This is a genomic window from Desulfofundulus thermocisternus DSM 10259 (assembly GCF_000686645.1).
GTDB classification, from domain to species: domain Bacteria; phylum Bacillota; class Desulfotomaculia; order Desulfotomaculales; family Desulfovirgulaceae; genus Desulfofundulus; species Desulfofundulus australicus.
The window spans coordinates 36,820-46,337 of record NZ_JMLG01000016.1; the positions used below are offsets into that span (position 1 = coordinate 36,820).

Sequence of the window (9,518 nt, forward strand, 5' to 3'; positions counted from 1 at the left end):
TTAATTCTCCCTCCCATATAAAGTTTTAATATTTTAGCGCAATAAACTGTTCGACAAAAAAAACTTTTTTCCTTTAAACAGGTAATTAACTTCTCCTGGAATTTTTAGCCATCAGGGCTTCCACCAGAGCCCTGTTTTCTTCCGGCCGGCCCACAGTAATGCGCAAACAGGTGGGCAGGTTAAATCCATGGCCGGGACGGACTATAATTCCCCGTTCCACCAGGTAATCAAATACGCCCCTGCCATCCTCTCCCGTATCTACCAGCAGGAAGTTGGACTGGCTGGGAACAACCTTCCAGCCGCAGGCTGATAACTGTTCAGTTAGCCACTGCCGCTGTTCCCTGTTGTACCTGCGCATGGTTTCTACATACGTACGGTCGCGAAAGGCAGCCAGGGCGGCTGCCTGCCCCAGAACGCCTGCATTAAAGGGTGGACGGACCCGGTGTACCCGGGCCACGAGGCCGGCATCGGCAAGCAAATAACCCACCCGGGCCGCTGCCAGGCCGTATATTTTGGAAAAGGTGCGCATCACCAGCAGGCGGGGCTCAGCACCAAGGAAAGGTATGGCGGTATAACCTGCCGGGTCGTCGGTATACTCGTTATAGGCCTCATCCACCGCCACCAGCACCCGCTCCGGCAGCCGCCGCAAAAACGGTAAAAGCTCGGACGCGGGGAAAGCCGTACCGGTAGGGTTGTTGGGGTTGCAGATAAAAATCAGTTTTGTTTTTTCTGTAACAGCCGCCGCTACCTTTTCCAGGTCAATGTGGTAGTCGTTTAAGGGAACGGTAACCGGCACAGCGCCGGCCAGGTGAGCAGCCGCAGCATAGGAACCAAAAGTGGGAGAAGGAATTATTACTTCATCCCCCGGATCAAGGAAGGCCAGGGCTACCAGGTTGATTATTTCATCGGCACCGTTGGCCAGGAGAATCTGCTCCGGTGACAGGCGGTAAAAATCTGCCAGTTCCTGGCATAGAGCGCGGCCGTAAGAATCGGGATAACGGTGCATGGACGCAGCCGCCTCCTGCACGGCCCTTACTGCCGCGGGAGAGGGGCCATAAGGGTTTTCATTGAAAGAAAGCTTGTACACCCGTTCCCGGCCCAGGCGAGCCCGGAGCTCTTCCAGGGGGAGATCCGGGATTTCCTCTGGAAAGGCCTGCACGGCGGCGGTCCGCCGGGCGGCCAGCAGCTCGGGTTTCATATGCTTGTCCCACCACTCTTTCGTCCCAACTCATCAGCAGCCAGCAGGGCCTGTACCAGCATATTTTCATCAACGGTAAAGGGCAGGTTTTGAATATCTTCCGTCGCCAGGGCGCCGGCCGCTACCGTATGCAGTTGCTGAGATGTAACATGTTCAAGCCCCAGATCAGCAAAGGTTACAGGTAAACCCAGCTTCCGGTAATAACCGATCAGTTTCTCTGCTTCAGCAAAATTATTTTCCATCATCAACTGAACCAGAATGCCAAAGGCCACGGTTTCCCCATGGCAGCGCCCGTGGGTTTCCGGGAGGCAGGTAAGGCCGGAGTAAACCGCGTGGGCGCCCGCCGTGCGGCACTCATCGCCCCCCAAACCGCTGACCAGGCCGCTGACCATGATTATGGCATCAACCACTTCAGCCAGGGGTACGTTAACCTCCTGGAACCTGGCCGCCTCCAGGGCGGCTTCACCATGCAGGACCAGTATTTCCCGGGCCACCGCCGCCAGCTGCAGGGCACTGCGAATTACGGCGGAATCACCACGGTTCCGGGCGGTTGCTTCAAGCTCATACCATTTGGCCAGGGTATCCCCGATGCCGGCAATCAAAAATACGGCCGGGGCCCGGGCAATGGTAGCCAGATCCACCAGTACCATCTCCGGCATGCGGGCCTGCCGGGATATCTCCTGAAAAACACCCTGCTCGTTATAGACAATAGAAATACCGGTAAAAGCCGCGCAGGTGGCAGCTATAGTGGGAACGGTCACCACCGGTACACCGGCGACCCAGGCTGCACTCTTGGCCGTATCCAGGGCTTTACCCCCGCCCACGCCAATGAGCATCTCCGCCCCGGCATCCCGCACGGCGGCAGCCAGCTTTTCAATATTAACCGGGGAGCATTCTCCTCCATACCATACCAGGCCGGCTACCTCCCTGCCTGCTTTCCTTAACCCTGCCGTCAGGCGCTCCCCGGTAACCTGGAGGGCGGTTTCCCCACCGGCAATCAAGACCCGCCGCACCGCCCGGGGCAATAACTCACCTAAACTTTCCAGCGCCAGTTCTTCCCGTACATATTTAGTTGGAGCAAGGCAGCGTTGCATAAAATGTTAATCACCCCAAATCATAATTCGGGGTGCTTCGACAAATACCTTCTTCGATATGGGCAATTTATTCCCTAAAATCCCCTTCCCAGCTTTCTATAAATTTTTTCCCTGTAATATCTTACAGCGGCATTCGTGCCCCTTCTTTCCATGAGCAGGTTGAACCGCAATATTTTTTCGTTTAATTTTCTGGTCAGTTGCTGTTTTTCTTCTTCCTGGTAACAAAGATCAACCAGCTGTTTCAGGGACATGATCTCCCTGTGCAGCTCGAGTTCCGGGGGCAGTACACCGGCATTTTTTAAAATAAGGTAGGAGGCCCGGAGCTCCTCGGGAACCCCGGACAGATCGTCCAGCTGCAGGGGCCTGCCCCTGCCGGGCAGGTTGTCAAACTCTCCCCTTTCCATGGCTTCCCGGATCTTATTTTCGGCAATTATCGCCACAATATCCATTCTTCCACCTCCACCGGCCGCTGGCCAATCACCCGCTGCCTGCTTTATCCTCCCGGGAAGTTCGTAAGCGGGGTCGGGACACCCCGTCTATCTAAAAAAACGCCTCCCTTTAACAGGGAGGCAGCAGCGAAACCAGGTCAAATCACTTGGTCCGACACATCAGGACGAAAAAATGGCGGAGAGAGTGGAATTCGAACCCACGAGGCAGGTTTTGGCCCGCCTACTCGATTTCGAGTCGAGCAAACAGATTCAAATCCCTCAAACCCGCACTATGTCTGAACTTCTCGTTTACTGCCTCCCACTAGTTTAGCTCGATTCGGTTTTTCAAAAAATTTCACTTCGCGGAATCGAGTTAAGTATCTTTCTTCACTATGTCTTTCTTCTCTATGCTTTCGCAAAATACTGTTCAAGCAAGAAGGTTTTTAAACTCGTCAACGGTTAGTCCAGCCTGCCTTAAGATAGACCTCAAAACTCCCTGCTTTATGTCCCTGTTACCGTGAAAAGGGACGATAGCCCTTCTGCCGTCTGGGTGGCGGAGAATATAATGGCTCCCGGTCACATGGTCAACTTCAAAGCCAACTTTCTGCAGGGCAGCAATGACTTCCCTCGCTTTAAGAACAGGTAACTTCCTCATATTTAATTTAGGCCACGTCCACTGTAATAGTCTCTACTTCCGCTTTCTCAAAGCCAAAGGGTAGCGGCTCTCCATGTTTTTTCAGGCTCTCGATGTACCCTCTTATGGCGTCCTCAGCCATTGCCAGGGCTTCTTCCCTCGTTTCCCCCTGGGTGACGCAACCCGGCAGTGCCGGTACAGAAGCAATATAGCCTCCTTCTTCGGCGGGTTCGAGGTAAACAATAAAGCGGGCCATGTTCTTCCCTCCCAAGACGTATTTCAGCCCTTACATAGTATGCCTTGGCGAAGCAAGATTTAGCTTTTCTATGGCTAAAACCCTGCTCAAGTAGAGGCGTTTCTCAAAAGCTTCAGCTTTTGCCTCACCCGGTAGCGGTGGCTTTTGGCCGAGTGCTTGCAAGTAGGAGAGCAATATTCTTTGCTTCTCTCCCAAGTGGCAGGCACCTCCCCAAGGAACTTCACTACTTTTCTCTCTGCCATAAAAAGCATGCCTCCCTTCAACTGGGGAGGCAGTAGCGAGTCGAGTTAACTCATTGGGCTTCGCTAGCTTAACTCGATTCGTGCATTTCTAGCAGTTCCCATGGCATAAAATGGCGGAGAGAGTGGGATTCGAACCCACGAGGCCGCTTTTGGCAGCCTACTCGATTTCGAGTCGAGCGCCTTAAACCACTCGGCCATCTCTCCGTTATAATCCTTCCTTTTACCTGTCTTTTTGCCTTAACTCACGAAAGAACCTCTGGATAATGGCCGCACATTCATCGGCCAGTACACCGGAAACAACTTCCAACCGGTGGTTGAACCGGGGCTCCCTCACTATATCCATAACGGAATCCACCGCTCCTGCCTTCGGGTCCCTGGCCCCGTAAACCAGCATTCGCACCCGGAACTGCACCATGGCACCGGCACACATGGGACAGGGCTCAATGGTACTGTACAGGACGGTATCCACCAGGCGCCAGTCCCCCAGACAACGGGCTGCTTCCCGCATGGCCAGAATCTCCGCATGAGCGGTACTGTCTTTAAGGGTCTCCCGGAGGTTGTGTCCCCGGCCTATGATTTTATCTCCCAGCACCACTACCGCCCCGATGGGCACTTCGCCCATTTCATAGGCTTTTTGCGCCTCGGCCAGAGCCTCCAGCATGTAGCGGCGATGATCCGTCAACCATCCCCCCCACCGGAATACCCGGAATGCTTCTTACCGGCAGAGTTATTTTAACATAGCAGCCCTACCCTTGACAACCCGCGTTTCCGCTAAACCCGGTTCGACGCAGCCAATCCGTCCCGCACGGGCGCGGAAGTCCCCGAAAGCGGCAAACGGAAACCCGCCCGGTGAAACCGGATGACAAACCAGATTAGGAAAAGCAGACAATGTGGTATAATTTTAAGGGTCCTGTAACGGAGCAAATGTCCGATGGCGGAGGGAACGTCATTGTCCTATACCTTCAAGGTTAAAACCCTTGGCTGCCCGGTCAACCAGCAGGAAGGGCGGGCTCTGGAGCTGGCCATGCAGGAAGCAGGTTTTTCCCCGGCGCAAAAAGCAGCCGATGTTTATATTATCAACAGCTGCGTGGTAACCCGGTCCGCGGCAGCCGAAGCCCGACGGCTGGCCAGCCAGGCTAAAAAAGAGAATCCCCGGGCTCTGGTGGTTCTGGCCGGATGCTACCCGCAGGTGTACTGGGAGGAAATAAAGGAAAAACTTCCTTTTGTGGATATTATCATCGGCACCACCGGTAGAACCCGGCTGCCGGCCATTATAGCCCGTGAGCTTGCCCGGTGCCAGCGGGAGCAAAAGATAATCATTACGGAACATGAGCCGGGTGAAAGTTTTGAGGATTTCCCCCTGACCGGCAACTACGGCCGCACCCGCCCCGTCATTAAAATCCAGGAGGGTTGCGACGAGGCCTGCACCTATTGTATTGTCCGGAAAGCCCGCGGGTTACCCAGAAGCCTGGCACCGGAAAAGGTAATTGCCCGGTTGGAACATTTTGCAAACATGGGTTACCGGGAGATAGTCCTGGCCGGCACCCACCTGGGGGCGTATGGTAAGGATCTGCCCGGATGGAACCTGGCCCGCCTCATAAGGGAACTGGACGCTCTCCCCTATCCGTTCCGCCTGCGCCTGAGCTATATCGAACCTATGGATTTGCACCCGGAGTTTTTACAAACCATAGCCCGTTCCCGCAAAGTCTGCCCGTTTTTGTACCTGCCCCTCCAGAGCGGTTCAGACCGTATCCTCCAGAAAATGGGGCGCAGGTACAGGAGCGGGGACTTTGCCCGTCTGGTGCAAAAGGCAAGGGAATTAATCCCGGACCTTTCCATCTGGACGGATTTAATCGTGGGCTTTCCCGGGGAAACGGAAGATGATCACCGGCAGACCATGGACCTGGTTGAGGAGCTGGCTTTAAGCCACCTGCATGTGTTTCCCTACTCACCACGACCGGGAACGGAGGCCTTCAGTTTCCCCGAACAGGTAGCCCCTGATATTAAAAAAAGAAGGGTCCGGGAACTGCGTGCCCTTGACGAAAAACTTTCCCTGCGCTTTCACCGGCAGCTGGTGGGCAAACAGGTGCAGGTGCTGGTGGAAAAGGTGGAAAACCCGGGGGAAGGATTATCGGAACATTACGTGAGGGTACGGTTCCCGGCTGCCGCTGCGGAACTGAAGGGCTCCCTGGTGCAGGTTCAGGTTACGGCTGCGGCACCCTGGGGAGTGGAAGGGCACCTGGTAAAAAAACAGTAAAATTCCCCAAAGCACGCAGGACAGAAAGCCATAAATAGCAGGCCCCGCAAATCCTTGCGGGGCTTCAGGCTGTCGATAAAGTGCCCCCGGAGATTGCCCTGGTTTTAGTCGTCGCTCCCGGGTCGTATCGCTTGCCGGGCCAAAAGGCCCCGGTTCCGGTCTTCGGCGGGTACCGGCCACATTCACACATCCTGTGTTCAGGTGGCCTCCGCGGACTTCCTGTCCGCGGCCCCGCCTCATCCCGTCGCCCGGGCCTGGCCCGGCAGCGCTCACTCCAGGTCGCTCCTCCTTTAAAACCAGGGCACATAAGAAGTTTGTCAACAATCTGAAGCCCCGCAAATCCTTGCGGGGCCTGGCTTTTTCTGGTGCGCCCGGAGGGACTCGAACCCCCGACACGCGGTTTAGGAAACCGCTGCTCTATCCTCCTGAGCTACGGGCGCACAACTAAAAGATAAGAATTAATAGTGCCGGGAAAACCCCGGCATCTGCCTGGCATACAGCAAGCGGGAACAAGTTACTTAACTTATTTATGATGGCGTGCCTGGAGGGACTCGAACCCCCAACCTTCTGATCCGTAGTCAGATGCTCTATCCAATTGAGCTACAGGCACACAGCAGCATACCCGGCACCTGTAATTGTACCAGAGGAGTCTTTAAAAGTCAAGACCGTGAATTGCCGGGTTTCAGATCAGGACAACAGGTTTGGAGGCAATCTAACCAGAAGACGGTGTGCTTTTAAGCACACCGCCTCTTACCTGGCGGAGAGCGAGGGATTCGAACCCTCGAGACAGTTTTATAACCGTCTACTCGCTTAGCAGGCGAGCGCCTTCGACCTACTCGGCCAGCTCTCCACGCAAATACAATCAACTGGCGGAGGGAGTGGGATTCGAACCCACGGGGCTGGTAAACAGCCCAACGGTTTTCAAGACCGCCTCCTTAAACCACTCGGACACCCCTCCAGACCATGCCCGATGCAAGTAAAAGTATAACACAGGAGCTCTTGCCTGTCAACCAAATTAAAGGGGCGGGTGTGAACCGTCTGTGATATTGTGAGGGTAAAATCCGTCAGTGAAAATGTCAGTATGAAGGAGATGGTTACCCTGTCGCAGACGGAACTGAAGCGGATGCTGGTTTTGCAGCGGGTTCTGGAAGGCCAGGCTGGTGCGTTTCTGCTCAAGATCCCCGGCACGCCAAGTGATCCAGTCGGCGATCCCGTTGGCCGCATTCGATTTTGTCCCCAGCCCCCTGAAAAAGAAATGAGACCTCGCGCGCCAAAACACCCCAAAAAGGAGTGTGAGGTCTCATGTTAGATATTCGCCAAATAGTGGGTGCAGTCCTTCTTTTCGTCACCCTCGCTCTGGAATTGACCTTTCCTTTACGTTATGATAACATGGTCATATAACAGGAGGTGTTACAAAATGGATAACACACGTATGGTGCATGTCAGGTTACCAAAAAGTATCATCGCACAAATGGAACAACTCTTGAGACTTCTCGGCGTTAGCCGTAATGAATTTATCGTCCAGGCGGTCGCGGAAAAAGTGGCCCGCGAAATACGGCTCAGGGGGTTGCGGGAAACCCGGGGAATTCTCGGACCGGAGGACGCACCGGAGTGGGCGGAAGTACCGGGAGTGGATTGGGTCCGGAAAGTGCGCGGTGAGGATGGTGAGCCGCCGGCATGGGCTACCTGATAGACACCTGCGTCCTGATCGACCACCTGACCGGAAGACTGTCCCCCGATGCGGGCGCCTGGCTGGAACAGGTGGTGGCGTCCGGTTCAGCAGCCACCAGCGTGATCGTCTACCACGAACTCCTGTACGGAGCTCGTACTGAAAAAGCAAGAACCGCCGTCGAAAAGCTGTTGGAAGCATGGGAAATGCTTCCCGTGGACCGCAGAGTTGCCGGGCGCGCCGCCGAAATCCGGCGGGATCAGGCCGCAAAAGGCAGGACCCTGGGAATGGCCGACTGCCTGATCGCGGCGACGGCCGAGTTGAGGAACCTGAAGGTGGTCACCTCAAACGTCAAAGACTTCCCTACTGTCGAAACGGTGCTTCCCGAAAAAATAGCCACTATAGGACTGTAGCTGGTAATCCTCCGGGTCGCTCGCCGGGCCGGTCATCACCACCGCCACCTCCGGACAGCCCGGCAGTTCCCGGAGATACTTGTAAAGCTCAACTCAGATGCGCCGCCTCATGCAGACGACCATGGCCTTGCCGTCTAAAGCCTCCAGTCGCCTTTCGAAGTGGGGCACGGCGTCGCGCAGCTAACGGGCAAAGCCGTCGATGAAGTCGTACCGGGCTGGCCCCCTAATTATGGAGATTATGCCACAAAAGATTCGGCTTTCATTAATTTGCTCATAAATACCTTATGGAACTCCTCAGGGCTTATATACCCCAAGCTACCATGCCTCCTTTTCCGATTGTAATACTCTATATACCTGGATACCTCTGCATAGGCTTCCATAAAGCTCTGAAATTCATGACGGCTATAGCATTCAGTCTCCAGGATAGAATGAAAAGCTTCAATATGGGCATTTAGATTAGGGGTTTTAACAGGTATACGCTCATGGACAATTCCTAGTTTTTCACAGGTTTCCTGGAACTTCTTGGCGATGAACTGGGGCCCATTATCTGTACGAAGTTTAGGCATCTTCGCCCCTTTATATAGGCCTCGCTTCCTCAGAGCATTTTTCACTACCCGAACAGCATCAATAGCAGTACAAGATAGGCCCAGGTGATAATCAATTACCATACGGTCAAAAACATCAAGTAGGGATAGCTGGAAGAAAAATTGGTCTGTCACTTCACATCCATTTCCCAGAGTTGATTAGGACCGGTAACTTCTTCTCGCTTGGCTAAAACCCGAGGCTTCTCTCTTTTAACTTTGCGCTGGGGCAGGAGAATATCCAGTTCCTTACATAGCCGGTAAACCTTCTTGTGGTTTATGATAAGGCCATAATCTTCCCGCAGGCATACAGTAAGCTTGCGGTAGCCGTAAGGAAAACCTTCCCCGCAAACTAGTTCAGTCAGGTATTCTTTAATCTGTTCATCGGATATTTTCCTGCCCTCACGGGTTAAAGAATAAGTAGACCTTGGCCTACCGCAGCGCTTTAACTCCTTGGCGGAAGCATCCTTTTCTTGGGGTTCAGATTTTTCCTGGGTTCGCCTTGTTCTAAAAGCATAGTAGGTGGAGAGGGGCAGGCCGACAAAGCCGAGAACAAGGCGAACGCTATAACCCTGGGAAATCCACTTTTCTGCTATGGCGACTTTGTCGGCTAACGAGGGTTTACTCTATCCCTTAGCTCTCTAAGAATAGCCAGCTCCAGCTCTTTCTCTGCTAAGAGCCTTTTTAACCGGTCATTTTCGGTGCTGACTGCTTTAAGCCTTTTTTCAAGTTCTTCTAAGCGTTGC

9 protein-coding genes, 5 tRNA genes and 1 pseudogene are annotated in these 9,518 nt (G+C 54.0%); 3 read left to right on the forward strand and 12 right to left on the reverse strand.

The genetic code is table 11. From position 1 onward, the window contains the following. Window positions 1-85: 85 nt before the first annotated feature. From hisC to tadA, 7 genes are all read right to left on the reverse strand, one after another. Window positions 86-1,198 carry a histidinol-phosphate transaminase gene (gene hisC, locus BR83_RS0111100; RefSeq protein WP_034635238.1) on the reverse strand — a complete coding sequence of 371 codons (1,113 nt, stop codon included), beginning with the start codon at window positions 1,196-1,198 and terminating at the stop codon, window positions 86-88. Next, entirely contained in the window at window positions 1,195-2,292 is a 1,098-nt protein-coding gene (locus tag BR83_RS0111105; protein WP_027357144.1) for an iron-containing alcohol dehydrogenase family protein, read from the reverse strand. Before BR83_RS0111105 ends, hisC begins: the two co-directional genes overlap by 4 nt. 74 nt (window positions 2,293-2,366) lie before the next feature. Further along, a complete protein-coding gene (locus tag BR83_RS0111110) occupies window positions 2,367-2,741 on the reverse strand; it encodes a DnaJ family domain-containing protein (RefSeq protein ID WP_027357145.1) in 375 nt (124 codons plus the stop codon). A 406-nt stretch (window positions 2,742-3,147) separates the two neighbouring features. Further along, on the reverse strand, window positions 3,148-3,375 hold the full coding sequence (locus BR83_RS0111115; protein WP_027357146.1) for a type II toxin-antitoxin system HicA family toxin: 228 nt from the start codon (window positions 3,373-3,375) through the stop codon (window positions 3,148-3,150). A gap of 7 nt (window positions 3,376-3,382) precedes the next feature. After that, window positions 3,383-3,610: a type II toxin-antitoxin system HicB family antitoxin gene (locus BR83_RS0111120; protein ID WP_027357147.1), complete on the reverse strand. Its 228-nt coding sequence runs from the start codon at window positions 3,608-3,610 to the stop codon at window positions 3,383-3,385. A 353-nt stretch (window positions 3,611-3,963) separates the two neighbouring features. Then, window positions 3,964-4,056, reverse strand: a tRNA-Ser gene (locus BR83_RS0111130). A gap of 16 nt (window positions 4,057-4,072) precedes the next feature. Further along, window positions 4,073-4,513 carry a tRNA adenosine(34) deaminase TadA gene (gene tadA / locus BR83_RS0111135; protein ID WP_034635248.1) on the reverse strand — a complete coding sequence of 147 codons (441 nt, stop codon included), beginning with the start codon at window positions 4,511-4,513 and terminating at the stop codon, window positions 4,073-4,075. 288 nt (window positions 4,514-4,801) lie between these two features. Here tadA and mtaB point away from each other — a divergent pair, with 288 nt between their 5' ends. After that, window positions 4,802-6,109, forward strand: coding sequence for a tRNA (N(6)-L-threonylcarbamoyladenosine(37)-C(2))-methylthiotransferase MtaB (mtaB, locus tag BR83_RS15770; RefSeq protein ID WP_034635240.1), 1,308 nt, complete (start codon window positions 4,802-4,804; stop codon window positions 6,107-6,109). A gap of 363 nt (window positions 6,110-6,472) precedes the next feature. On the opposite strand, the gene BR83_RS0111145 is transcribed toward mtaB, so the two are convergent. The 4 genes from BR83_RS0111145 to BR83_RS0111160 form a co-directional block, all read right to left on the reverse strand. Then, window positions 6,473-6,549 (reverse strand) — tRNA-Arg (locus BR83_RS0111145). A gap of 93 nt (window positions 6,550-6,642) precedes the next feature. Continuing rightward, a tRNA-Arg gene (locus tag BR83_RS0111150) sits at window positions 6,643-6,719 on the reverse strand. A 145-nt stretch (window positions 6,720-6,864) separates the two neighbouring features. Then, window positions 6,865-6,959 (reverse strand) — tRNA-Ser (locus tag BR83_RS0111155). Window positions 6,960-6,976: 17 nt separating this feature from the next. Then, a tRNA-Ser gene (locus tag BR83_RS0111160) sits at window positions 6,977-7,067 on the reverse strand. Between the two features lie 459 nt (window positions 7,068-7,526). Here BR83_RS0111160 and BR83_RS0111170 point away from each other — a divergent pair. Together BR83_RS0111170 and BR83_RS0111175 are read left to right on the forward strand one after the other, a co-directional pair. Next, window positions 7,527-7,799: a YlcI/YnfO family protein gene (locus tag BR83_RS0111170; protein ID WP_027357149.1), complete on the forward strand. Its 273-nt coding sequence runs from the start codon at window positions 7,527-7,529 to the stop codon at window positions 7,797-7,799. Then, window positions 7,787-8,191, forward strand: a complete 405-nt coding sequence (locus BR83_RS0111175; protein ID WP_027357150.1) for a type II toxin-antitoxin system VapC family toxin — start codon at window positions 7,787-7,789, stop codon at window positions 8,189-8,191. Before BR83_RS0111170 ends, BR83_RS0111175 begins: the two co-directional genes overlap by 13 nt. A gap of 236 nt (window positions 8,192-8,427) precedes the next feature. Here BR83_RS0111175 and BR83_RS17645 read toward each other — a convergent pair. Further along, a pseudogene (locus BR83_RS17645) lies at window positions 8,428-9,518 on the reverse strand (IS3 family transposase); the annotation flags it as partial.

Bases quoted from the DNA above. Each gene is read 5' to 3' on its own strand.
- hisC (WP_034635238.1), bottom strand. From the start codon at position 1,198: ATGAAACCCGAGCTGCTGGCCGCCCGGCGGACCGCCGCCGTGCAGGCC.
- BR83_RS0111105 (WP_027357144.1), bottom strand. From the start codon at position 2,292: ATGCAACGCTGCCTTGCTCCAACTAAATATGTACGGGAAGAACTGGCG.
- BR83_RS0111110 (WP_027357145.1), bottom strand. From the start codon at position 2,741: ATGGATATTGTGGCGATAATTGCCGAAAATAAGATCCGGGAAGCCATG.
- BR83_RS0111115 (WP_027357146.1), bottom strand. From the start codon at position 3,375: ATGAGGAAGTTACCTGTTCTTAAAGCGAGGGAAGTCATTGCTGCCCTG.
- BR83_RS0111120 (WP_027357147.1), bottom strand. From the start codon at position 3,610: ATGGCCCGCTTTATTGTTTACCTCGAACCCGCCGAAGAAGGAGGCTAT.
- tadA (WP_034635248.1), bottom strand. From the start codon at position 4,513: ATGCTGGAGGCTCTGGCCGAGGCGCAAAAAGCCTATGAAATGGGCGAA.
- BR83_RS0111170 (WP_027357149.1), top strand. From the start codon at position 7,527: ATGGATAACACACGTATGGTGCATGTCAGGTTACCAAAAAGTATCATC.
- BR83_RS0111175 (WP_027357150.1), top strand. From the start codon at position 7,787: ATGGGCTACCTGATAGACACCTGCGTCCTGATCGACCACCTGACCGGA.